The 25,451-nt window shown below is 69.1% G+C and carries 14 protein-coding genes; 7 read left to right on the top strand and 7 right to left on the bottom strand.

Annotated elements, in window-relative coordinates; genetic code table 11:
* Positions 1-427: 427 nt before the first annotated feature.
* Complete coding sequence (glgP, locus tag NBG84_RS05770) at positions 428-3,130, bottom strand: alpha-glucan family phosphorylase (protein ID WP_250918177.1); 2,703 nt, start codon at positions 3,128-3,130, stop codon at positions 428-430.
* Positions 3,131-3,731: 601 nt separating this feature from the next.
* On the opposite strand from glgP, the gene NBG84_RS05775 reads away from it, so the two are divergent.
* From NBG84_RS05775 to glgB, 4 genes are all read left to right on the top strand, one after another.
* Positions 3,732-5,756, top strand: a complete 2,025-nt coding sequence (locus NBG84_RS05775; protein ID WP_250918178.1) for a maltotransferase domain-containing protein — start codon at positions 3,732-3,734, stop codon at positions 5,754-5,756.
* Complete coding sequence (gene treS, locus NBG84_RS05780) at positions 5,753-7,492, top strand: maltose alpha-D-glucosyltransferase (RefSeq protein WP_250918179.1); 1,740 nt, start codon at positions 5,753-5,755, stop codon at positions 7,490-7,492. The genes NBG84_RS05775 and treS overlap by 4 nt, the downstream gene beginning before the upstream one ends.
* An 819-nt stretch (positions 7,493-8,311) precedes the next feature.
* Positions 8,312-9,838 carry a maltokinase N-terminal cap-like domain-containing protein gene (locus NBG84_RS05785; RefSeq protein ID WP_250918180.1) on the top strand — a complete coding sequence of 509 codons (1,527 nt, stop codon included), beginning with the start codon at positions 8,312-8,314 and terminating at the stop codon, positions 9,836-9,838.
* A gap of 48 nt (positions 9,839-9,886) precedes the next feature.
* The gene (gene glgB, locus NBG84_RS05790; protein WP_250918181.1) at positions 9,887-12,241 is read left to right on the top strand and encodes a 1,4-alpha-glucan branching enzyme; all 2,355 of its coding nucleotides are present in this window, start codon (positions 9,887-9,889) and stop codon (positions 12,239-12,241) included.
* Positions 12,242-12,308: 67 nt separating this feature from the next.
* On the opposite strand, the gene NBG84_RS05795 is transcribed toward glgB, so the two are convergent.
* From NBG84_RS05795 to NBG84_RS05810, 4 genes are all read right to left on the bottom strand, one after another.
* Positions 12,309-14,543 carry a HelD family protein gene (locus NBG84_RS05795; protein WP_425608583.1) on the bottom strand — a complete coding sequence of 745 codons (2,235 nt, stop codon included), beginning with the start codon at positions 14,541-14,543 and terminating at the stop codon, positions 12,309-12,311.
* Positions 14,544-14,785: 242 nt separating this feature from the next.
* A complete protein-coding gene (gene trxA / locus NBG84_RS05800; protein ID WP_250918182.1) occupies positions 14,786-15,130 on the bottom strand; it encodes a thioredoxin in 345 nt (114 codons plus the stop codon).
* A 4-nt stretch (positions 15,131-15,134) separates the two neighbouring features.
* Positions 15,135-15,527 (bottom strand): MerR family transcriptional regulator, encoded by a 393-nt coding sequence (locus NBG84_RS05805; RefSeq protein WP_250918183.1) that lies wholly within the window; start codon positions 15,525-15,527, stop codon positions 15,135-15,137.
* A 42-nt stretch (positions 15,528-15,569) separates the two neighbouring features.
* Entirely contained in the window at positions 15,570-16,472 is a 903-nt protein-coding gene (locus NBG84_RS05810; RefSeq protein WP_250918184.1) for an NAD(P)-dependent oxidoreductase, read from the bottom strand.
* A 365-nt stretch (positions 16,473-16,837) separates the two neighbouring features.
* On the opposite strand from NBG84_RS05810, the gene NBG84_RS05815 reads away from it, so the two are divergent.
* Positions 16,838-19,645, top strand: coding sequence for a type 1 periplasmic-binding domain-containing protein (locus NBG84_RS05815; RefSeq protein ID WP_250918185.1), 2,808 nt, complete (start codon positions 16,838-16,840; stop codon positions 19,643-19,645).
* Between the two features lie 353 nt (positions 19,646-19,998).
* Here NBG84_RS05815 and NBG84_RS05820 read toward each other — a convergent pair whose 3' ends face one another.
* Complete coding sequence (locus NBG84_RS05820; RefSeq protein ID WP_250918186.1) at positions 19,999-21,390, bottom strand: cation:dicarboxylate symporter family transporter; 1,392 nt, start codon at positions 21,388-21,390, stop codon at positions 19,999-20,001.
* A 292-nt stretch (positions 21,391-21,682) separates the two neighbouring features.
* On the opposite strand from NBG84_RS05820, the gene NBG84_RS05825 reads away from it, so the two are divergent.
* Together NBG84_RS05825 and NBG84_RS05830 are read left to right on the top strand one after the other, a co-directional pair.
* Entirely contained in the window at positions 21,683-23,362 is a 1,680-nt protein-coding gene (locus tag NBG84_RS05825; protein WP_250918187.1) for a sensor histidine kinase, read from the top strand.
* Positions 23,359-24,057: a response regulator gene (locus tag NBG84_RS05830; RefSeq protein ID WP_250918188.1), complete on the top strand. Its 699-nt coding sequence runs from the start codon at positions 23,359-23,361 to the stop codon at positions 24,055-24,057. The genes NBG84_RS05825 and NBG84_RS05830 overlap by 4 nt, the downstream gene beginning before the upstream one ends.
* A 221-nt stretch (positions 24,058-24,278) precedes the next feature.
* Here the strand turns inward: NBG84_RS05830 and NBG84_RS05835 are convergent, their stop codons facing one another.
* Positions 24,279-25,304 carry an ATP-dependent 6-phosphofructokinase gene (locus tag NBG84_RS05835; RefSeq protein WP_250918189.1) on the bottom strand — a complete coding sequence of 342 codons (1,026 nt, stop codon included), beginning with the start codon at positions 25,302-25,304 and terminating at the stop codon, positions 24,279-24,281.
* Positions 25,305-25,451 lie beyond the last annotated feature (147 nt).

Here is a 25,451-nt window from a genome sequence, read left to right on the forward strand (position 1 = left end):
CAGATCCGCGATCGGTAGGGCGGGTAAGCCGCAAGACGGGTCCAGCCAGATTCCGCTGGCAGCATCATTCAGCTCACGCCTTCGTTGCCGCTCGCCAGGGCTTCGGTCCATGGGCTGATCTCCCGCGTATCGCGTGCCGAGGGCCACGCGTCTCGGGGCGTGACGGCTCTGTCACTCGATGAGCATACTGCGTGACTGAACCCGCACGCTGGGTAAGCCCAACCCTCGTGAAACTCAGCTAAGGGGCCATGCCACACATGTCCTGGGAAGCGCCCATTTACGGGACTTGAGCGCCACTCTGGTGCCGTCGGCCACCCCACCCGCGCACGCACTTCGGGTCCGTTGGCGGCTACAACCCCGAGTGCCACACGGAGCCCCCACCCCCGGGCGAGGTCCCCCGCTCCCCCGCCCGGGCGCACACCCGGTCTCAGCGCAGCACCACCCCGCCCGTCTCCCCCGTGGTCTCCACCGGTAGCGACACCAGGCCCAGGTCCGCGCTGGAGGCCAGGAGGCGGTGGGCCGGGAGGACGCGGACCGTGTAGCCGAAGGGGCCGGTGTGGTCGAGGGTCAGGGGGCCCTCGTAGATCCAGCGGCCCTCCAGGTCGGGGCCGCTGCCCACCGGCTTCAGGGGGGAGGTGCGGGCGTCGGTGATGGCGTCGTCGAGGTCGACACGGCCCGCCACCGCCTGGACCTCCACGTCTTCCGGGTGGAGTTCGCCGAGTGCCACCCGTACCCGGAGTGCGAGCGTGGCGCCCAACTCCGCCGAGCGTTCGTCGGTCGTCTGTTCCAGTGTCTCCACATGGTCGATCGCCACCTGGGGCCAGGCCCCGCGCATCCGCTGCTTCCAGAAGGCCAGTTCGCGGGAGGTGTCCGTGTCCATCAGGCGGTGTGCCCGGGCCGCTGGCACATAGAGCCGCTCCACGTACTCCCGTACCATCCGCCCCGCCAGGACCCGAGGTCCGAGCACGGCCAGGGTGCGGCGGACCATCTCGGTCCAGCGCCTGGGCAGTCCTTCTGGGCCGCGTTCGTAGAACAGCGGTGCCACCCGGTTCTCGATGAGCTCGTAGAGCGCCGCGGACTCCAGGTCATCGCGTCGGTCCTCGCTGGTGGCGGAGCCGTCGGCGGTGGGGATCGCCCAGCCGAAGTCGGGGTCGTACCACTCGTCCCACCAGCCGTCCAGGACGGAGAGGTTGAGTCCGCCGTTGAGTGCGGCCTTCATTCCGCTGGTGCCGCACGCCTCCAGCGGGCGCAGGGGGTTGTTGAGCCAGACGTCGCAGCCGGGGTAGAGCTTCTGCGCCATGCCCATGCCGTAGTCGGGGAGGAAGACGATCCGGTGGCGTACCCGTGGGTCGTCGGCGAACCGCACCAACTCCTGCACCAGCCGTTTGCCGCCGTCGTCGGCGGGGTGGGCCTTGCCGGCGACGACGATCTGGATCGGACGGGTCGGGTGCAGCAGCAGTTCACGCAGCCGCTCGCGGTCGCGCAGCATCAGTGTGAGCCGTTTGTACGAGGGCACTCGGCGGGCGAAGCCGATGGTCAGCACCTCGGGGTCGAGCACGGAGTCCACCCAGCCCAGTTCGGCCGCGCCCGCACCGCGCTGGTGCCAGGAGGCGCGCAGCCGGCGCCGGACCTCGCCGACGAGTTGTTCGCGAAGCGTGCGGCGCAGCTCCCAGACATCGATGTCAGGGATGCCTCCGACGGACTCCCAGCGTTCCGGGTTGCCGGCGGACAGGGCGTCCTCCGCACGGCCGACGCCGATGCGCCGGGCGGCGAGCCGCAGTACCTCGGGGGCGATCCAGGTGGGGGCGTGAACTCCGTTGGTGATGGAGGTGATCGGGACTTCGTCCGCGTCGAAGCCGGGCCAGAGGCCGGCGAACATATCGCGGCTGACGGCGCCGTGCAGGGTGGAGACGCCGTTGGCGCGTTGGGCCAGGCGCAGTCCCATCACGGCCATGTTGAAGAGGCGGGGTTCGCCGCCCGGGTAGCTCTCCTGGCCGAGCTTCAGGATGCGGTCGACGGGGACCGTGGGGAGTTCGGCGCGCTCGCCGAGGTGGCGGGCCACGAGTTCGGTTTCGAAGCGGTCGATGCCGGCCGGGACGGGGGTGTGGGTGGTGAACACCGTGCCGGCGCGGACGGCTTCGAGTGCGGCGTCGAAGTCCAGTCCGTGCCCGCCGCTCTCGACCGGTTCGCCCAGCTCGCGAATGCGTTCGAGGCCGAGGAAGCCGGCGTGGCCCTCGTTGGTGTGGAAGACCTCGGGTGCGGCGTGGCCGGTGAGTCGACAGTAGATGCGCAGTGCCCGGACCCCGCCGATGCCCAGCAGCATTTCCTGGAGCAGTCGGTGTTCGCTGCCGCCGCCGTAGAGACGGTCGGTGACGTCCCGTTCGCCGGGCGCGTTCTCCTCGACGTCGGAGTCCAGCATCAGCAGGGGGACCCGGCCGACGTGGGCCACCCAGACATGCGCCCGCAGGGCGCGTCCCCCGGGGAGGACGAGGGAGACATGGGCGGGGTTGCCGTCGTGTTCGCGCAGCAGGGTGACGGGGAGTTCATGGGGGTCGAGTACGGGATAGTGCTCCAACTGCCACCCGTCGCGGGACAGGGACTGCCGGAAGTAGCCGTGTCGGTAGAGCAGTCCCACGCCGATCAGGGGTACGCCGAGGTCGCTGGCGGCCTTGAGGTGGTCTCCGGCGAGGATGCCGAGTCCGCCCGAGTACTGGGGCAGGGCTGCGGTGACACCGAACTCGGGCGAGAAGTAGGCGACGGCGGTGGGGAACGGTGTCTCATCACGGCCGATAGCGGGATCGAGGGCGGTGGTGCGGTCAGGGGCCTCGGGGCTGTGGGTCTGGTACCACCTGCGGCCGTGCAGATAGTCGTCCAGATCATCGGCGACGGCGGTCAGCCGGCGCAGGAAGCGCCGGTCCTGCGCCAGCTCCGTCAGCCTGGCGGCGGAGACGGAACCGAGCAACCGTACGGGGTCGCCCCCGGCCGCCTGCCAGCCGTCGGGGTCTACTGCCTGAAAGAGGTCGCGGGTATCGGTATGCCAGGACCAGCGCAGATTGCGGGCGAGGTCGCTGAGTGGATGGAGTGGCTCGGGGAGGACGGGGCGGACGGTGAATCGACGAATGGCCTTCACGGGTCCCACCATCGCAGGGGAGACAGGCATCCCAGGGGACGCACGACGGTGTGCCCGTCGGTCCGTCACCGAACGACGGAAGTGGGGGCGTTCGCGGGGCGTCCGCAGCGCCTGCGGTGAGCGCCCGCGGCGCCAGGACTGAAGGCCTCCGCGCCCCTTTGCTCCCTGGTTGGCCGGAAACGGCTGATTGACCGGCCTGGATGCGGGGAGGGGTCCCGGTACGGGTCTACGGGAATCCGACGCGGGCCCGGGTAGATGACATCCCGTGCAGTTGCCAGCCCGTGCGCGTCCCCTGTGGACGGCACAGGGAATCCGCCGGGGGCGGGGCATCGTGGGGATACGCGGGTATCTGCGGGGGTGTGGCCGTGAGCGGGGCCGGGTGATCGCACGGCTCCTGGGCGCCGCTTCCGTCCCTTTCCTTCCGCCTGCCGAGTGAACGCGTAGGGAAGCGGCCATGCCCACAACCCATCAGCCACCAATCCAGCAGCTACAAATAGCGGGAAAGGTCAGCGAAAGTCGCAAATCTGCCATAGCGCAGGAGATCCGGCGAAACGTTTCAGAGACCTCACCCTGTCCGCCCGCACAGCCACCAGGTGAGCCCATGATCGGTCGTATCCCCGTCCTGGACGTCAGTCCTCAAGTCGACCGCGGGAGGAGGCCCGCGAAGGCCGTCGTAGGCGAGACCTTCCCGGTCAGCGCCACCGTTTTCCGGGAAGGGCACGATGCCGTCGCGGCCAATGTCGTGTTGTGCGACCCGCGAGGCCGCCCCGGCCCCTGGGCTCCACTGCGGGAGTTGGCCCCCGGTACCGATCGCTGGGGGGCGGAGGTCACCCCGGACGCCGAAGGGCGCTGGAGCTTCACCGTCGAGGCGTGGAGCGACCCGGTGGCGACCTGGCTCCAGGAAGCGCGGATCAAGATTCCCGCGGGAATCGATACCGCGCTGGTGCTCGCCGAAGGCGCGGAGCTCTATGAGCGGGCAGCCGCCGGGGTGCCCAAGAAGGACGGCCGGGAGGCGGTGCTCGCGGCGGTGGACGCGCTCCGCGACGTCAAACGCCCGGCCGCCGCCCGACTGGCCGCGGCCCTGGCCCCGGACGCCGCCGCCGCCCTCGCCCGCCACCCGCTGCGGGAACTGGTCACCGCCTCCGAGCCGCTACCGCTGGTGGTGGAGCGGCGTCGGGCGCTGTACGGCTCCTGGTACGAGATGTTCCCCCGGTCCGAGGGGGCAAAGGTCGCGAAGGGCTCCAGGACCGCCAGGAACACCAAGGGGGCCAAGGCCGGGCCGCTGGTGTCCGGCACCTTTCGGACCGCGGCGGAACGACTGCCCGCGATCGCCGCCATGGGTTTCGATGTGGTCTATCTGCCGCCCATCCACCCCATTGGAACCACCTTCCGCAAGGGCCCCAACAACAGCCTCTCCCCCGGCGTTCACGATGTGGGTGTCCCCTGGGCCATCGGCTCCGCCGACGGCGGCCATGACGCGGTGCATCCGGATCTCGGCACCCTGAGCGACTTCGACCGGTTCATGGTCGCCGCCCGCGCTCTGCGGCTGGAAGTGGCCCTGGACTTCGCACTCCAGTGCTCCCCCGACCACCCCTGGGTGCGTGAGCACCCCGAGTGGTTCCGCCATCGCGCCGACGGCTCGATCGCCTACGCCGAGAACCCCCCGAAGAAGTACCAGGACATCTATCCGATCGCCTTCGATACCGATATGTCCGGTCTGGTGCGCGAGACGGTCCGGGTGCTGCGATTCTGGATGGATCGCGGTGTGCGGATCTTCCGAGTGGACAACCCCCACACCAAGCCGGTCGTCTTCTGGGAACAGGTGATCGCCCAGATCAACGGCGCCGACCCCGATGTGGTCTTCCTCGCCGAGGCGTTCACCCGCCCGGCCATGATGCACGCCCTGGCGGCCGTGGGTTTCCAGCAGTCGTACACCTACTTCACCTGGCGCACCTCCAAGCAGGAGCTGACCGAGTACGTCACCGAGTTGGCCGGCGCATCGGCCTCGTACATGCGCCCGAACTTCTTTGTGAACACCCCGGACATCCTGCCCGCCCATCTCCAGCACGGCGGCCGGCCGGCGTTTGAGATCCGGGCGGTGCTCGCGGCGACCCTCTCCCCCTCCTGGGGCATGTACGCGGGGTACGAACTGTGCGAGAACACCCCGCTGCGCGAGGGCGGCGAGGAGTATCTGAACTCGGAGAAATACCAGCTAAGGCCGCGTGACTGGGAGGCCGCCGAGCGCGAGGGCCGCTCCATCGCACCCTTGATCACCGCGCTCAACCGCACCCGGCGCCGCAACCCCGCACTCCAGCAGCTGCGGAACATCCACTTCCATCACACCGACAACGACGCGGTGATCGCGTACTCGAAGCGGTCCGGTTCGAACACCGTGATCGTGATTGCCAACCTCGACCCCCACCACACCCACGAGGCGACGGTCTCGTTGGACATGCCGCGACTCGGCCTCGCATGGCACGAGACCGCACCGGTGCGCGATGAGCTCACCGGCGAGACCTATCACTGGGGCAGAGCCTCGTATGTGCGCCTAGAGCCGGGCCGCAGGCCCGCGCACATCGTTGTTCTGCGACCGTCCCCGCCGACCGGAGGGTCACCCACATCATGATCGTCAACGAGCCCGTCCACGACCTGTTCGAGGACACCCCCGCCAAGGACCGCGACCCCGACTGGTTCAAGCGGGCGGTCTTCTACGAAGTCCTCGTGCGGTCCTTCCAGGACAGCAACGGGGACGGCGTCGGCGACCTCAAGGGCCTCACCGCCAAACTCGACTACCTCCAGTGGCTCGGTGTCGACTGCCTCTGGTTGCCGCCGTTCTTCAAGTCCCCACTGCGGGACGGCGGTTACGACGTGGCCGACTACACATCCGTACTACCGGAGTTCGGCGATCTCGCCGACTTCGTGGAGTTCGTGGACGCCGCGCACCAACGCGGAATGCGCGTGATCATCGACTTCGTGATGAACCACACGAGCGACCAGCACGAGTGGTTCCTCCAGTCCCGATCGGACCCGGACGGGCCGTACGGCGACTACTACGTCTGGGCCGACGACGACAAACAGTTCGAGGACGCCCGGATCATCTTCGTCGACACCGAGTCATCGAACTGGACCTTCGACCCGGTCCGCAAGCAGTACTACTGGCACCGCTTCTTCTCCCACCAGCCCGATCTCAACTATGAGAACCCGGCCGTCCAGGACGAGATCATCTCGGCCCTGCGGTTCTGGCTGGACCTGGGTATCGACGGTTTCCGGCTGGACGCGGTGCCCTACCTCTACCAGCAGGAGGGCACCAACTGCGAGAACCTCCCGGCCACCCACACCTTCCTCAAGCGGGTGCGCGAGGAGATCGACGCGCAGTACCCGGACACGGTGCTGCTCGCCGAGGCCAACCAGTGGCCGGAGGACGTCGTCGACTACTTCGGCGACTACGCCAGGGGCGGCGACGAGTGTCATATGGCGTTCCACTTCCCGGTGATGCCACGGATCTTCATGGCCGTACGGCGCGAATCCCGCTACCCGGTCTCGGAGATCCTCGCCAAGACCCCGGCGATCCCCACCAGCTGCCAGTGGGGCATCTTCCTTCGCAACCACGATGAGCTGACCCTCGAAATGGTCTCGGACGAAGAACGCGACTACATGTACGCGGAGTACGCCAAGGACCCGCGGATGCGGGCCAACATCGGCATCCGCCGGCGGCTCGCCACCCTGCTGGACAACGACCGCAACCAGATCGAACTCTTCACCGCACTGCTGCTCTCCCTGCCCGGATCGCCGATCCTCTACTACGGCGACGAAATCGGGATGGGTGACAACATCTGGCTCGGTGACCGGGACGGGGTGCGCACCCCGATGCAGTGGACGCCGGACCGGAACGCTGGATTCTCCTCCTGTGACCCGGGGCGGCTCTATCTGCCGACCATCATGGACCCGGTCTACGGCTACCAGGTCACCAATGTCGAGGCCTCCATGAGCAGCCCGTCCTCGCTGCTGCACTGGACCCGGCGCATGATCGAGATCCGTAAGCAGAATCCCGCCTTCGGCCTCGGCGCGTACACCGAACTGCCCTCGTCCAATCCGGCCGTACTGGCCTTCACCAGGGAGTACAAGGACGACCTGGTGATGTGTGTGCACAACTTCTCGCGGTTCGCACAACCGACGGAGTTGGACCTACGGGAGTTCACCGGGCGCCATCCGGTGGAGCTGATCGGCGGGGTGCGCTTCCCGGCGGTCGGGCAGTGGCCCTATCTGCTGACCCTGGCCGGGCACGGGTTCTACTGGTTCCGGCTCAGAGCGGACTCAGCGGCGGGGGAGAGCGGCGTGGTGGCCGGCCCTGCGCCTGTCTGACATCCGCCGACTGGCAGCGGACGTCAGGGACACCCGTCATCTCGGGGCGGTGGATCCCGCCCGCCAAGGGTCATCCTGCCGATGGGGCGGTTCCTCAGGGGTGCCCCCTCGGCAGGCGGTCCGATCCTTGGGGAGATGCCGCGCCCCGCACATTCGCCCCACCCGCCCCCTGGCCCTCGGGACTCCCGCCGAGCACCGAGCACCGAGCACCGAGCACCGAACTCCGGGCTCCGGGCTCCGGGCCGACCTGTGAGCGACCGTACCGGCTGTCGCCACCGATCAGCCTGATGACGCCCTTCCCTCCGCACCGCCGGACCGAAGGAGCGGCGTCGGCCAGGAGGGCGTGAGAGCCCGAGGCGGCGCGGCCCATGCCCCACCCGGCCCGCACCTCGCCTGCGGCAGCGAGCGGGGCTGAGCGCCCAGCGCACGGCTCCACCCCCTGACGCGGCCTCAGCACAAGGCAGGGTCACCGCCCGCCGGGGCGCCACCGGGCTCCGCCCCCGTCGCCGCGACCGGCCACTCCTGCGGTCTGCCCCGGCCGGTCCAGGCGCCGGCCCCTCCCCGGCCGAGCCGGATGGCCCCGAGGCGACGCACGGCACGGGTCCCCTCCGGAGCGGGCGTGCGGCCGGGCGCCGATTCGGCCCGCCCGTCCCCCACCGCGCGGGCCCCACCACGCCTCCCCGTGGAGCGGATTCCACGGACCGCACCGGGCACTCTCCCCGTCACCCCCGCGTGCCGCCGGACAGTCAACGCCATGATCCGGGACACTTTGGCCATTACATGCGATAAAGGTGCATTTCGGGGAAAGGGCGCGATTCCATGGCGGAGGCTGCATCCACCCGTACTTCCGTTGCCCTCCTTCCGTCGCTCGCTCCCCTGCTGCTCGACTGGCTGCCGCACCAGCGCTGGTTCGCGGGGAAGGGCCACCCCATCACCGGCCTCTCGCTGGTCTCGGCGACCGAGCTCCTTCCCTCGCGGGGCCCCGGGCCGGGGCTGCTGCACCTCCTGGTGGAAGTGCGGCAGCCCGGACTGCCCACCGATGGGCCGCGCGACTGCTACCAACTGATGCTCGGCGTGCGAGAAGCCCTGCCCCGCCACCTCGCCCCAGCCCTCATCGGCCGGCCCACCGACGGGCCACTCGCCGGGCGGATGGTCTACGAGGGGCTGCACGACCCCCGGCTCGCCGAACTGATCCTGGAACGGCTGCGGAGCCCCGGCGCCCTCGGCCCCCTGCGGTTCTCACGGTTCGACCGGAGTCCCGCGCTCCCCGGCGGTCTCACCGCAAAACCACTGGAGGCCGAGCAGTCCAATTCCTCGCTGGTCTACGGGGACACCTACATCCTCAAGGTCTTCCGACGCGTGCAAACCGGCCCCAACCCCGATCTGGAACTCCCCCTCGCCCTGGCCCGGGCCGGCTGCGGTCGGGTGCCGGTGCCCGTCGCCTGGTACGAGTCCACGGCACCCCAGCCGTACACCCTGGGTGTACTCCAGCCCTATCTACGCGGCTCCCAGGACGGTTGGCGGCTGGCCCTCGACGCACTGGCCGCGGGGCGGTCGTTCACCGACGAGGCGCGGGCACTCGGCCGGGTGACCGCCGAGGTGCACACCGCGCTCGCCGCCGCCCTGCCGACGGTACTGCTGCGCCAGGAGCACACCGAACAACTGACCAGGGCGATGCGGCGCCGATTGGAGGAGGCCGCACGGGCGGTGCCCGCGCTGCTGCCCTATGTGCCACGGTTGGGTACCGCGTTCGACGCGGTGGCCGCGCTGGGACGGCGAGGCCGGGTCTGGCGGGCCCAGCGGGTGCACGGGGACCTCCATCTGGGACAGGCGCTGCACCAACCCCCGGAGCCCCTACCGCCCTCCCCGCCATCGGCGCATTCCGCACCGACCGCACCCAGCGCGCCCGCCGCGTCAACGGCGCAGCGGGCGCGCTCGGACCTCTCGACGACAGCGCACCCGGGGCTCCCGGCCTACCCGGCGCTCCCCCCGGCTCCCCCGGGGCACTGGTCGGTGATCGACTTCGAGGGTGAGCCCGCCCGCCCCCTCCACGAGCGCCGCAGCCCCCAACCCCCCGTACGGGACATCGCCGGAATGCTGCGTTCCTTCGACTACGCGGCCCGCTCCCACAGCCCCTGGAACCCTGCCTGGGCCGAGCGCTGCCGGGCCGCGTACTGCGAGGGGTACGCCCAGAGCTCGGGCGACGACCCCCGTGCGGAACCCGAACTGCTGCGCGCGTACGAGACGGACAAAGCCGTGTACGAGGCGGTGTACGAAGCCCGGCACCGACCGAGCTGGCTTCCGGTGCCCATGGCGGCGATCGAACGTCTCGCCGCGCTCGCCTGACCCCCACCCGGCGCCTGACCCCCCATCCGGCCAAGGAGGCCCATCCCCGTGACCGCCCGACCCCCCTCGCGCAAGACCCCGCCCGTGACCTTCCTCCCCAGCGCCACAGCCGCCGACGGGCCGCCCAAGGAGGCGAAGCCCAAGGCCAAGAGGGCGGCCGCGGCACCCAAGGCACGGACCGCGAACCCCAGCCGGGGCGTACGGGCCGCCAAGCCGCTCACACCGGCGGACCGGGAGCGGCTGCTGGCGGGCGGTCACCACGATCCGCACTCCCTGCTCGGGGCCCGGATCAGCCGCGCGGGCGTCGAGCTGCGGGTGCTGCGTCCCTTCGCGAAGGCGGTGACCGTGCTCGCGAAGGGACTGCGAGCGGAGCTGTACGCGGACGGCGACGGCCTGTTCTCCGGGGTGCTGCCGATGCGTACGGTCCCCGAGTACCGGCTGCTCATCGCCTACGCGGGGGAGGGCGGCGAACACGAGGTCGAGGCCCATGACCCGTACCGCTTCCTGCCCACCCTCGGCGATCTCGATCTGCATCTGATCGGCGAGGGCCGGCATGAGGAGCTCTGGCGGGCGCTGGGCGCGCATGTGATCACCCATGAGGGCGTCAGCGGCACCCGGTTCACCCTCTGGGCCCCCAACGCGCGCGGGGTCCGGGTCATGGGTGACTTCAACTACTGGGACGGCGCCGGATTCCCCATGCGCTCGCTGGGGTCGACCGGCGTCTGGGAGCTCTTCGTGCCCGGGGTCGGCGCGGGTGCGCTCTACAAGTTCCAGATCATGCGGCCCGACGGCTCGCACACCGTACGCGCCGACCCGATGGCCCGGCAGGCGGAGGTGCCGCCGGCCACCGCGTCCATCGTCACCGAGTCACGTTACGAGTGGCGGGACGAGGAGTGGCTGGCCCATCGCGGGGACCGCCCGGTGCATGAGTCACCGCTCTCGGTCTACGAGGTGCATCTGCCGTCCTGGCGACCTGGTCTGACCTACCGTCAGCTCGCCCTGCAGCTGCCGCGGTACGTCAAGGACCTGGGCTTCACCCATGTGGAGTTCATGCCGGTGTCCGAGCACCCCTTCGGCGGGTCCTGGGGATACCAGGTCACGGGCTTCTACGCGCCGACCTCCCGGATGGGCTCGCCCGACGACTTCCGCCATCTCGTCGACGCACTCCACCACGCGGGCATCGGCGTGATCATGGACTGGGTGCCGGCGCACTTCCCCCGCGACGACTGGGCCCTCGCGGAGTTCGACGGCCGCCCGCTCTACGAGCACCCGGACCCCTCCCGGGCGGCGCACCCCGACTGGGGCACGCTCGAATTCGACTACGGCCGCAAGGAGGTGCGCAACTTCCTGGTGGCCAACGCGGTCTACTGGTGCGAGCAGTTCCATATCGACGGCATCCGGGTGGACGCCGTCGCCTCGATGCTCTATCTCGACTACTCGCGCGAACAGGGACAGTGGACGCCCAACGAACACGGCGGGCGGGAGAACCTCGACGCGGTGGCCTTCCTCCAGGAGATGAACGCCACCGTCTACCGCCGCTGCCCGGGTGTGGTGACGATCGCGGAGGAGTCCACGGCCTGGGACGGGGTGACCCGTGCGACCCACCATGTGGGTCCGGGTGGTTTCGGCGGGTTGGGCTTCGGGCTGAAGTGGAACATGGGGTGGATGCATGACTCGCTCGGTTATGTGACGCACGAGCCGGTGCACCGCAAGTTCCACCACCAGGAGATGACCTTCTCGATGGTGTACGCGTACAGCGAGAACTACGTACTGCCGATCTCCCATGACGAGGTGGTGCACGGCAAGCGGTCGCTGGTGAGCAAGATGCCCGGGGACTGGTGGCAGCAGCGCGCCAACCACCGGGCCTATCTGGGCTTTATGTGGGCGCACCCCGGTAAACAGCTGCTCTTCATGGGGCAGGAGTTTGCCCAAGGGGCGGAGTGGTCGGAGGGCCATGGCCCGGACTGGTGGCTGCTGGACCCGTCGTACGCGGCGGAGGCGGACCACCGGGGGGTGCGGCTGCTGGTCCGCGATCTCAACGCCGTGTACGCGTCGGTGCCCGCGCTCTGGCAGCGGGACACCGACCCCGGCGGCTTCGCCTGGGTGGACGGGAACGCGGCGGAGGACAATGTGTTCGCCTTTCTGCGCTACGACACCGCGGGGGAGCCCCTGCTCGCGGTGAGCAACTTCTCGCCGGTGGTACGGCACGGGTACCGGCTGGGAGTGCCGGACGAGTTCGCCGCCTGGGTCGAGGTGCTGAACACCGACGCGGGGACCTACGGCGGTGGCGGTGTGGGGAACCCCGACCCGCTCAAGGCACAGGAGACCCCCTCCCACGGGCGTCCGCTGAGCCTTGAGCTGACACTGCCACCGCTGGGGACGGTGTGGTTGCGCCCGGAGTGATCCCGGGAGCCCCGGGCCCGGGGCCTGCTGGAGCATCCCCGGCGTACGGGCTGACGCCGGGGATGTGTCAGCTCATGCCCTTCGGTAGTTCCTCGGTGTGGATGACGCCCAGATGCTGGGTGGCTCGGGTCAGCGCCACATAGAGGTCGCTGTCCCCGAAGAGGGCCGGCTCGACGACGATCACCGTGTCGAACTCCAGTCCCTTCGCCTGGCGCGGCTCCAGCAGGACGACCGTACGCGTCAGATCCACCGGGCCCCCGATGCTCTCCAGGCCCTGGTGGAGCTCACGTGGGGCGATCACCGCGAGCCGTCCCTCGTCCGGTGCCTCCCGAGCCACCGCGGCCAGTACCGCGGCGGCGAGTCCCTCGCCGGGGACGCGCTCGATCCACGGCGGCACCCCGGTGGAGCGCACCGAGCGGGGCGGCTCGAACCCCGGGCTTGAGGCACGTCGGACGGCGGCGGCGAGTTCCATGATCTCCGCGGGCGTACGGTAGTTGACGCCGAGCCGGGTGTGCTGCCAGCGCTTGCCGACGTACGGTTCGAGGATCTGCTGCCAGGACCTCATGCCGGCCGCGTCCCCGGTCTGGGCCGGGTCGCCGACCAGGGTCATCGAGCGGGCCGGGCAGCGGCGCATCAGCAGTCGCCAGGCCATCGCGGACAGTTCCTGTGCCTCGTCGACGATGATGTGCCCGAAGGCCCAGGTGCGGTCGGCGGCAGCCCGCTCCGCCGCGCTGCGGTGGTCCCGCTCCTCGTGGCGTTGTGCCATTCGCTCGGCGTCGATGATGTCGTGAGCGGCGAGGACTTCGGACTCCTCGTCCTCGAACTCGTAGGTCTTGGAACCAGCGGAGAGATCGAGCACGCCCTGGGCGTAGGCGATCCGCTCCAGCCGCTCCGACTCCTCGGCGGCCCGCTGGGCGGTGTCATCGACGCCCAGCAACTCCGCGGCCTCATCCAGCAGCGGGACATCGGCGGGGGTCCAGGGCCCGCCCGTACGCCGGATCAGTTCGGCGTCCTCGGTGGGGAGATGGCCGTCAGGCTCGGCGAGGAAGTCGCCAAGCACCTGGTGCGGGGTGAGCTCGGGCCACAGCTGGTCGATCGCCTGATGCACTTCCGGGCTGGTGGCGATCTCCTTGCCGAGTTGGGCGATGTCATCGGGCCCCAGCAGATTGGGGCCGCCGTACGGGTCGGCGCCCAGCCGGTCGGCGAGTTGCGCGGTGAGGGCGTCGATGATCCGGAAGGCGAAGTGGGGGCGGGCCAGATTGTGCGGTAGGCCGATGCCGCGGGCGCGATCGCGGGCCTCGTAGGCCATTTCGCGGCCCAGCAGGAGGGTTCCGTACTCCGAGTGGTCGATCTCCAGCGCCGGTTCGGGCACCAGTCCCTCGGACTCGTGGTCGACCGCGGGCAGGTCCTCCGGGAGTGACTGCCGATCGCTGATGACCCGTGCGAGCACATCGGCCATGGCGACCCGGCCCTTGACCTCGGCGGTCGCGGGAGTGTCCGTGCCGGTGGCGTGCACCCCGGGGAAGAGTTCACCCGGGGTGGCGAGGAGGACACCGGTCTCACCGAGCGAGGGGAGCACCTCACCGATGTAACCGAGGAAGGCGGGGTTGGGGCCGACGATCAGCACGGCTCGTCGGGCGAGCTGCTCGCGGTGGGCGTAGAGGAGATAGGCGGCCCGGTGCAGGGCGACCGCGGTCTTTCCGGTGCCGGGGCCGCCTTCGACCACGAGGATTCCCTGCCGGGGCGCGCGGATGATCCGGTCCTGTTCGGCCTGGATGGTCTGGACGATGTCCGCCATCCGTCCGGTGCGGGCGGCGCCGAGCGCGGCGAGCAGGACGGTGTCGCCGTCGTGGTCCTCGTATCCGGTGCGGGTGGTGTCGTTGAGATCGAGGATCTCGTCATGGAGCGCGGTGACGGTATGGCCTCGGGAAGTGATGTGCCGGCGGCGGCGCAACCCCATGGGCTCGTAACCGGTGGCGAGATAGAAGGGGCGGGCCACCGGGGCGCGCCAGTCGATGAGGAGGGGGGTGAGTTCGGCATCGTCTTTGCGGATTCCGATGCGCCCGATGTGGTGATGGGAACCGTCGCGCAGATCGATGCGCCCGAAACAGAGTCCGGAGTCCACCGAATGGAGCGCGGCGAGCTCGGCGGATTGCTCGGCGATGCTCGCGTCACGCTCCACCCTGGCCTGGAAATTGGTGCTGAGCTGTCCGATCGTGGCTCGCAGCATGGCCCCGGCCTCCTCACGGAGCGCGGTGATGCGCTCATGGAGGAGGTCGATGAATTGCTGTTCGTGCCGCAATTCCTCGGTTGACAATTCGGCTCCCGACGCGATATGCTGTGGTCATTGAGTTCCCTGTTTGCCGTTTTAGTCGGCAAGGGAAACCCTCAATATACGCCGAGAATTACCCCGTCCGCCATTGTCGATGGTCGGGGATTTTTTTATGTGTGGATGAGGACGCTTTCCCGCGGGTCCGGGCGCGCGCTGACGCGTGGGTCCCCGCGCCGCGGTCCAGCACAGCACGGGGACCTCTGGTCGCCGACTTAGCTCTCGTTCCCCATGGCATCGGACAGCTCAAGTAGCAGCTTGCGCTTGGGACGCACACCCACCAGGGATTTCACCGGCTCGCCGGCCCGAAACAGCAGCAGTGTCGGCGTCGAGAGCACGTTGTAGCGGATGGTGGTCTCCGGGCTGGTGTCCACATCGATCTGCACCACCTTGAGGCGTTCGGCCTCCTCGCCCGCGATGGCGCTCAGTACCGGCGCCAACTGACGGCACGGTCCGCACCAGTCGGCGGTGAACTCCACCAGGACCGGGAGATCGGCCTTGAGCACCTCGGTCGCGAAGTCCGCGTCCGTCACCATGGCCGTGCCTGCCGCTCGGATCATGTTGTCATCCTCCAAATTCACACCGCGGTTCCGCCCCATCCATCAACTCCGCTTCGGCGCGAATGAGTTGACTGCCCAACTGGGCTCGGATGGCGCCGAGTTGCTCCATGAGCGCATCCAGCTCACGGAGCTTGGCGCGATAGACGGCGAGCGAGGCGGGGCAGGAGTCGCCGGCTGGATGGCCGGCCCGAAGGCACTCAACGAACGGCCGGGTCTCCTCCAGGTCGAACCCGAAGTCCTGGAGGGTTCGGATCTGCTGGAGGAGTCGCAGATCGTCGTCGCCGTAGCTGCGGTAGCCGTTCTCCGTACGTCGCGCGGGTAGCAGCCCCCGCGACTCGTAGTAGCGCAGCGTACGGGTCGTGGTCCCGGCGCGCTCCGCCAGTTCGCCGATTCGCATGGACCGACGGTAATCCTTGACGCCGAGGTCAAGGCAAGCCGTTCACTCCGGCTTGATCACTGCCTCATAGGTGCTCGCCCAGTCATCCGCCCCGTGCCCGCGCTCGATCGCCCGGTCCGCCACCGACTTGATCGACTCCAGCAGGGAGACATCGAGACCACGGGCTTGCGAGGCGTGCCGAATGTGGTCGACCGACGCGGCCATCATGGCCAGGTTGGCTTCCGTGCCGGGATAGCTCCCGGTGTCGATCTCGGACGCGGAGCCCTCGATCATGGCGGGCAGGATCGCGGTGATGGAGTGCAGATAGGGGGCGATGTCGACGGCCTTGATCCCCTCGGCCTTGGCCAGCGCGAAGCCATGGATCAGACCGGAGATGCTGCCGTAGAAGAAGTCCAACAGGGACAGGTCGTACCCGGCCGCGAAACCCGGGTCGCCGCCCACGAACTCGGTCTTCTCGCCGAGGGCCTTCAGCACGGGCTCAAAGCGATCGAATGATTCCCGCGACCCGGAGTAGAACAGCAGCGCATCAGCGGAACCCACCATGTGGGTGGGCACCATGACGGCACCGTCCAGATAGGCGATGGACCGCTCCTCGGCCCAGTGCGCCGCCTGCCGCGCCCGCGCCGGGAGGTCAGAGGTCAGATTGACCAGCACCCGGCCCTTCAACACGTCGGCCAGGGGGTCGAGGATCGCCTGGGACGCGTCGTAGTCCACAACGCAGACGATGATCAGTTCGCCGGCCCGTACCGCCTCTTCCGCCGTGGTGGCGGCGGTGGCGCCGAGAGCGACCAGTTCGTCCGCCTTGCCGGGCGAGCGGTTCCAGACGGTGGTGGGGTGACCGGCCTTGAGCAGGGCTTTGGCGAGGGCCCGGCCCATGGCTCCGAGTCCGATGACCGTGACAGGAGTAGGAGGGACAGAAGCGGGGATGGGGTGGTGGGAAGCCATGGCCCCATCGTTCTTCGGCACCAGCCGAGTCACAAGTACCTACTTATAAGTCAGGTACCCACCAAAAGGTAAACATCCAGTTCAGGGATTTGCGGCGGCTACGCCCGACCGCTACTAGCCGCAGGGAAGATGAGTCCTTGGGAGGTGATCCGCTCTGCGCCGCTCACCCGCTCGGCGCGGTGGGCCGTCCCAGCGAGGTCAACACGGCCTTGACGCAGCCGACATGGAGGAGGTGTCCGGCCGATAAACACTCCCCAACCAGACCGTGCCCGATAGCTTCATCACCCGGCCCATGAGAACGGGGGTAGGCCGTGCCTATTGGTGATCGTGAACCACCACCGAAGTGCCCTGGTGGACACCTCGGAATGTCGACCGGCGCTGGCGTCGAAGTACAGAAGCGGCTGGAGGTCCTGATCCGGGACTTCCGCACCAGCGATCCGCCCATGCCCGTCGCCGTACTCCATGCGGAGGACAGCGCCGACGACGACCACATCGTCAATCTCGTCGAGGAGTTGCACCGAGGGCAGGACGCACACGGCACCCGATGTGCCGTTGCCCCCGCCCAACAGGAAGGTCCCACCGAGGTGCGGCGGGCCGCGGCGCTGGTCCGCGATCTGGCCGACCCCAAGCGGTGGGACGGACAGCGTTCGGTCTATCGGCGCTATGCCTTTCCCCGGCTGCGGCTGGTGCGCGCCATCGAGGACGCCGTGGGGGAACTGGAGCCCGACTGGCCCCAGTCCGCGTCCGCCGCCTCGGGAAGCAGACCGGACCCCGCACAGCGGCTGCTGGACCAACTCGCCAAGCAGCGCTGGCGACCCAAGGACACCAGGCGCTGGAACCCCGGGCCCGCCCAGCTGGACATGGCCCACATCCTGCCGGCCAGTCTGGTCGCGGGACTCGCCGCCCTGCTCGCCCGAAGCCACTGGTCGGTGGCGCTGGCGTCCGGGGTGGGGTTCCTCCTACTTCTCGTCCTGCTGGACAACGTACTACCGGGTCGGGCGCCGATCTTCCTGTGGCTGCGCAGGGAGAGCCGCTGGTTTATGACCACGACCTTCCTCAGGGCGGCGTCCCGGGGGCGTCCCACCGATGTCTCGCTGCTCCGTCCGGTCCGCTCCTGGAAAGCGATCGCGGCGCGCGCCTATGACGTGGCCGAGGCGCTCAAAGAGGGCGACGACTTCCAACTCCAACTCTATGTACTGGCCCTGTTCGAGGACCTCCGCGACAACCACCGGCGCTGGAGCTGGGATCTCCGCGGCCTCAAGCGGCATCGGCCGCCCATGCTGTTCCTGCCCCACGCGGGCGCCGACAACGGTGGCGTCGAGCTGATCAAGGCGGTCAGCGATGTGCGCAGCCGCCGTAGCGAACTCGACCCACTGCTGATCGTCGCCGCGGTACCGGGCTCCGAGTTGCACCGACTCCAGCGCAGTGTGGTCCAGGAGCCGGGTGGCACCCTGTGGATCTGGTACCAGGAATGGGCCCGCAACCTTCGCGCCGGGCAGTCGCCCAGCCGTGAACTGGCCGAACTGCCCTGGGTGTTGAAGGTCCCGCTGCCCAGTGCGCGCCTTGGGCCACTCGCCGATGGGCAGCTGCCCTGTGTCCGGGCCAACACCCGGCCCACCACGGCCCGGGTCGTCTGGTCCCTGCACTCCCTGGTACTGGTGTTGCTGCTGATCGCCGCCGGCATCTGGGCGCGCGCCGACGACCTCCGTGACCAGTACTGCTCGGCATCCGTACTGACGGCCAACCGGGACACCGTACGCAAACCCGTACCGGACGAGCGAACCGAGTGCATAGGAGTGGCCACCGGTAGCGTTCGCTTCGCCAAGTGGCTGCCCGACGACGGGAAGGCGGTCACCAAGGACGGTGCCCCGTGGTCGGTGTCCTGGCTGGAGGACCGCATCGCCGACCAGAACCGAAAGATCCTCGACAAGCACGGCGACAAGTATGTGACCGTCATCTACGCGGGACCGCTCAGCTACGACCCCGACAAGGGCTCCTCCCCCGTGAAGGGCATCGAGGAGCTGGCGGGTGTCTATCTGGCGCAGGCGGTCATCAATGACACCTATCCCATCAAGCTGAGGGTGCTGGTCGCCAACGGCGGTGTGGACCTGCGGCATCAACGGGACATGGCGGACACCATCGCCGCCTATGCCGCCGACGACCCCACCGTGGTCGGTGTGGTCGGCACCGGTCGCGATCTGAAGACAAGCCAGGAGACCAACAAGAAGTTGCTGGACGCGGGGCTACCGGTGGTCTCCGGAACCAACTCGGCCACCTATCTGCCCCGTAAGTTCGCCAACTGGTTCAGTCTCGCCGCGCCCGATGAATGGCAGGTGCGCCAACTGGGTCTGCTGGCAGCGCAGTTGCGCAACCCCGGGGAGACACAGCGAGCGCTCGTACTGGCACGCGACACCAGCGATTCGGACGATCTCTACACCGATGAGCAGGCCAAGTACGGTCAGCAGATGCTGACTCAGCGCGGCTTCACCATGCTGCCCCAACGCCGCTATCTGGTGGAGGGCGGCAAGCCGGAACTGCGGGTGCACACGGAGAAGATCTGCCAGAGCTCCATGGTGCCGTCGGTGATCTACTTCGCCGGACGGGTCGAGGACATCGGCCCGCTGATGGCACTGCTCGGCACCGAACCGGAGTGCGCGCAGCGCAGTATCTCCATCCTCACCGGGGACGACCTCTCCAAGGCCAAGTTCACCCAGGGCAAGGACGGGGTGGCTCCGAAGGTCACGCTCTACCACGCGGCGCTGGCCGAGCTGGAGAAGGCGGCATCGCTGACCGACTTCTACAAGGACGCGGGGGAATACCTCCAGGAGCAGGGGGAGAAGCAGCCTTCGCATGAGACGGGTGTCTTCTCCAGCGGTCAGACGGCACTGAACCACGACGCCACTCGGGCGCTGTACTGGGCGGCGACGCACAACGGAGCCCCCCAGAGCCGCGCCGCGACCTGGGTGAACCTCCGCACGGTCAAGCTCAGCGGAATGGCCACGGGCACGATCGACTTCACCGGGGCGCCGCTGTACGGCGACCGCAGTGGACACAGTGTGGCGCTGAAGCAGGTACGGAGTTCGGCCGATGGGACGCCCCAGCTGCGGGTGCTCTGCAGCAGGGTCGCGGGGGACGCGACGCCGCTCACCCAGGAGGAGTGCCCGATCGACTGACCTGATGGAAGAGGTGGATCCTTCCGCTCCGTGACGAGCGGAGTGACGGCCCTGCCGTAGCCCTCGCGGGCTGCGTCGGGGCCGTCCGTATGCCTCAGGTGCCGGACGTGTCGGGGGCTCCTTGCCGCACCGGCCATCGACTCGCCGAAGGCACCCGCCCGTGCTCCTACCGTCCGTGCGTCGGTACCACGGCGGGCCCCAGCGAATGGACCACGGCCCGCCCTTCACCGTGGGGGAGATGAAGGACGGGCCGTGCGGGGGGCTTCACCATCAAGCGTCTGCCCCGCATTCCCGGGTTCAATCAGACCAACTGCGCTGACTTTGGCGGTAGTTCAGTGCCACTGAAGGGCGTTTCAGACCTTTGCCGGGGCTTCGTCCACCCGTGGCTGAGGTACGGACGGGTCCTTGCGCAGGTCCGCATCGGGAGCCGCCGCCGGCCCGCCGTGGCCATCGTCGAGCAGGGTCTGCTCATCGAAGGGAATCCGTCCGGCGAGCACCTCGTCCACCCGCGCCCGGTCGATCTCCTTGGTCCAGGTCCCGACCAGCACGGTGGCCACGGCGTTGCCGGCGAAGTTCGTCAGCGCGCGCGCCTCACTCATAAAGCGGTCGATGCCCACGATCAGGCCCACTCCGTCGACCAGTTCGGGTCGGTGGGACTGGAGGCCACCGGCGAGTGTCGCAAGACCGGCGCCGGTGACTCCCGCCGCACCCTTCGAGGCGATCACCATGAAGACCAGAAGGGAGATCTGCTCGGACGCCGTCAGCGGGTCGCCCATCGCGTTGGCGATGAAGAGCGAGGCCATCGTCAGATAGATCGCGGTGCCGTCGAGGTTGAAGGAGTAGCCCGTCGGGACGGTGATACCGACCACCGGCTTGCTGACCCCCATGTGTTCCATCTTGGCGATCAGACGCGGCAGCGCCGACTCCGACGACGAGGTGGAGAGGATCAGCAGGAACTCGCGCCCCAGATACTTCAGCAGCGAGAACAGGCTGACGCCCGAGACCATCTTCAGCAGCGCGCCCAGCACCACGAAGACAAACAGCGCACAGGTGACATAGAAGCCGATCATGATCACGGCCAGGGACTTCAGCGCATCGAGTCCGGTCTCCCCCACCACCGCCGCGATCGCTCCGAACGCGCCTACCGGAGCCGCCCACATGATCATGGCCAGGATGCGGAACACCAGTCGCTGGATATGTCCGATGCCCCGCAGCACCGGCTCCCCGGCCGCGCCCATCGCCTGGAGCGCGAAGCCGGCCAGTAGGGCGATCAGCAGGGTCTGTAGCACTTCGCCCTCGGTGAAGGCCGAGACCAGGGTGGTGGGGATGATACCCAGCAGGAACTCGGCGGTGGACTCCCCTCCCGCGCCTTCGGCTGCCTTCCCGCCCGCCTCCCGGGTGGCCTCGGTCAACTGCAACCCGGAGCCGGGCTCCAGCAGGTTGCCGACCACCAGACCGATGGCGAGCGCCACGGTCGACATCACGATGAAGTACCCGAGCGCCAGGCCGCCGACCGCGCCCACCTTGGCCGCCTTGCGGACCGACCCGATGCCCAGCACGATCGTGCAGAAGATGACCGGCGAGATCATCATCTTGATGAGGTTCACGAACCCCGTGCCGATCGGCTTCAGTTCAACGGCTACTCCGGGGGCCGCGAAGCCCACGGTCACACCGAGTACCACCGCCGCGATGACGGCGATGTACAGATAGTGCGTACGGTCCCGCCTGCCGGTCGCTGCTGCCACGGGGTTCCTCCTTCGGGCCGTGGGTGCCGTGCGCCCCGCACGGATCTCCGCGACTATCCACCAGGCTGTGACCCGGGTCACCGTTACGTGCTTTTCGTTCACACGAAACCCGAAACGGCATCCCGCCATCGCGTCGGGCCGTTCGATCCCACGGGTCTCATCCCGGCCCGCTCCGCGACTTCCTGGCGCTCTCCCACCCCATGGGGCCGGCGTTCTCCGCCACCCTCACTCGAACACCGACGCGATCCGGCGGCGTACTGACAACACTCCGGCGCCGTGCAAACTTGGGCCCATGCGCCTACCCCGCCCCCGCAGCCTTGCGGGACAGCTCTTCGCGATGCAGGTCGTCCTGGTCGCCGTCATCGTGGCGGGGTGCGCCCTCTTCGCCTATCTCACCGATCGCAGCCAGGCCGAGGAGACCGCACGCCTCCAGTCGACGGCGACCGCGACCGCCGTCGCCCGCTCGCCCTGGGTGATCGCGGCGACCCGTACGGACAACCCGACCAAGACCCTCCAGCCCTACACGGAGGAGCTGCGGCAGATCGCCGGGGTCAACTTCGTCGTCATCATGGCCCCCGACGGCACCCGCTGGACCCACCCCGAAACCAAGGAAATCGGCCGAAAGTACCTAGGGCATATCGATCGGCCACTCCAGGGGGAGATATTCAGCGAGATGCATCTCGGCGTCCTCGGCCCCTCCGTTCGCACCGTGGTCCCCGTCTATGACAACGGCAGGATCACCGGGCTGGTCAGCGCCGGCATCACCATCCACCGGATCAGCGAGCAGGTACGCGAGCAGGTAGCCGGACTGCTGCTGGTGGCGGGCGGCGCGCTGGCCCTGGGCGGGGTGGGCACCTATGTCATCAACGCTCGGCTACGGCGCCACACACACGGAATGAACGCGGCCGAGCTCAGTCGACTGCACGACTACCACGAGGCAGCGCTCCACGCGGTACGCGAGGGCCTGCTGATGCTCGACGGGCAGCGCAGAATCGCCCTCGTCAACGACGGGGCCCGGGAGCTGCTGGGGCTACCGGCGGACGCGGTGGGCAGGTCCATCGCCCGACTGGGCCTACCGGCTCCCCTCACCGGGGCGCTCCTGGCCTCCGAGCCACGGGTCGACGAGGTCCATCTGACCGTCGACCGCGTCATCGTGGTGAACACCAGCCCGGTCGTCGGCGGGGAGCAGCGCGGCACCATGGTCACCCTGCGGGACCACACCGAACTCCAGTCGCTGTCAGGCGAGTTGGACTCCGAGCGCGGTTTCAGTCAGGCGCTGCGCTCCCAGGCCCATGAGGCGGCGAACCGGCTCCATACGGTGGTCTCGCTGATCGAACTGGGGCGTACCGAGCAGGCGCTCGCCTTCGCCACGGCCGAGTTGGAGTTGGCGCAGGTGCTCACCGACCAGGTGGTGGGCGCGGTGGGTGAGCCGGTGCTCGCCGCACTGCTGTTGGGCAAGGCGGCGCAGGCCCACGAACGGGGAGTGGAGTTGGTGTTGGCACCCGACAGCCAGATCGACGACGGGGTACTGCCACCGTCGCTGCCGGCCCGCGACCTGGTGACCATCCTCGGCAATCTCATCGACAACGCGGTGGACGCGGCGTCCGGCGCCGCGGCGGACCGGGAGCTGGCGCGGTCGAGCACAGCGGCCGCACCGCGTACCGCCCCGGACGAACCACCGGGCGCGCCCATGGTCGAAGGCTCCCGGGCGCGGGTCACGGTCACCGCCCTCGCCGACGAACGCGAACTGCTCATCCAGGTGTACGACACGGGTGCGGGTATCGCCCCCGAACGGGCGGACGATGTCTTTCGGCGCGGCTGGTCGACCCATGGCTCGGGACGCGGCCTCGGTCTCGCCCTGGTACAGCAGGCGGTACACCGAGGTGGCGGCAGTGTGGAACTGGACCAAGGCCCGGACGGCGGCGCCGAGTTCACCGTACGGCTCCCGCTCCACCAGGAGGTGTCCGCATGAGCGCCCCAACCACCCCCGGCCCCATCCAGGTGCTGGTCGTCGAGGACGACCAGGTCGCGGCCGATGCCCATGCCCTCTACGTCGGACGTGTCCCGGGCTTCACCGTCGCCGGGATCGCCCACTCCCGTGCGGAGGCCGTCCGCGCCCTGGAGCGGACCCGGGTCGATCTGCTGCTGCTCGACCTCTATCTCCCCGACGGCCACGGTCTCCATCTCGTACGGTCGCTCCGTGCCGCTGGCCACTGCGCCGATGTCATCGCGGTCACCTCGGCCCGCGATCTGGCGATCGTGCGCGAGGGGGTCTCCCTGGGGGTGGTGCAGTACGTCCTCAAGCCCTTCACCTTCGCCACCCTGCGCGACCGTCTCGGCCGATACGCCGAGTTCCGCACCACCGTCGGCGAAGCGAGCAGCCAGGATGAGATCGACGCGGCACTCGCCCCCCTGCGGCCGCCCCAGGGCGGCGCGTTGCCCAAGGGGTTGAGCGGACCGACGCTGGACGCTGTCACCCGGGCGCTGCGGGATTCCGCCGTGGGGATGACGGCCTCGGAGGTGGGCGCGGCCGTCGGCATCGCCAGGATCACCGCTCGCCGCTATCTGGAACACCTGGTGAGGGACGAGCGGGCGGCACGCAGCCCCCAGTACGGCCAGATCGGCCGCCCCGAGCTCCAGTACCGCTGGCTCCGGGGGAAGCGCTGAGCGCCCAACGCCTCCCGGCCAGCCCTGGCGCCCACCCGGCCCCTGGCTCCCGATCGAGAGGACACTCCCCGGACGCCCTGGGCGACTCGGTGGGCGTGCTGGATGGGGGATGCCGAATGCTGGATGCCTGAGAGTTGCCCCCTGAAGCACAGCGTCCCGCCCCATGGCGCGTCGCCGTGCTTCAGGGGGACCAGAGCATGCCCGCTGCCCCCGTACGGTCCTCAGAACACCGACTCGGCCTCGTACATCCGATCCAGCGGGACCGTCTTCAGTTGTGTCACCGCATCCGCCAGCGGTGCCATCACCACATCCGTGCCCCGCAGGGAGGTCATCCTGCCGAAGTCGCCCCGGTGGGCTGCCTCCACCGCGTGCCAGCCGAAGCGGGTGGCGAGGACCCGGTCGTAGGCGGTGGGCACTCCACCGCGTTGGACATGGCCGAGGATGACCGGCTTGGCCTCCTTGCCGAGCCGGTACTCCAACTCCGACGCCAGCCGGTTGCCGATGCCCTCGAAGCGCTCGTGGCCGTACTGGTCGATCGCGCCCTTGCCGTACTCCATCGACCCCTCGGCGGGGTGGGCGCCCTCGGCGACGCAGATGACGGCGAACTTCTTACCGCGGGAGAACCGCTCCTCGATCATCTTCACCAGGTCATCGACCTCGAAGGGCCGCTCCGGCAGACAGATTCCGTGCGCGCCACCGGCCATACCGGACTCCAGGGCGATCCATCCCGCGTGGCGCCCCATCACCTCGACGACCATCACCCGCTGATGTGACTCGGCGGTGGTCTTCAGACGGTCGATCGCTTCGGTGGCGACCGTGACCGCGGTGTCGAAGCCGAAGGTGCGATCGGTGGCGGAGATATCGTTGTCGATCGTCTTCGGTACACCCACCACGGGCATCCCGGCGTCGGCGAGCATCCGGGACGCGGTGAGCGTGCCCTCGCCGCCGATCGGGATCAGTACGTCTATGCCGTAACGGCGTTGCAGCTCACCGCAGTTCTCGGCGGCCTCACGCAGTCGTGAGCGCTCCAGCCGGGCCGAGCCGAGGATGGTGCCGCCCCGCGCGAGGATGCCGCTGACGGCATTGAGGTCGAGCGGACGGTAGTGACCGTCCAGCAGGCCCTTGAAGCCGTCCTCAAAACCGATGACCTCGTCTCCATGGCCGGTAAGGGCCCGGTGCACGACTGACCGGATCACAGCGTTCAGTCCGGGGCAATCGCCCCCTGCGGTGAGAACTCCGATGCGCATCGTGCTGTGTCTCCTGCTCGTCAGTAGTACAGGTGATCCAAGAGTTAATTGTTTCATGTGCCGGCCGCCGCCGCCTTCCATTGTCCGAGTCCGCCGGAGTCCGCCGCGCCCACTCCCCGGACCGGCGAAAACGCCCGAACGGCGGCC

This window comes from Streptomyces albipurpureus (assembly GCF_023701525.1).
GTDB classification, from domain to species: domain Bacteria; phylum Actinomycetota; class Actinomycetes; order Streptomycetales; family Streptomycetaceae; genus Streptomyces; species Streptomyces albipurpureus.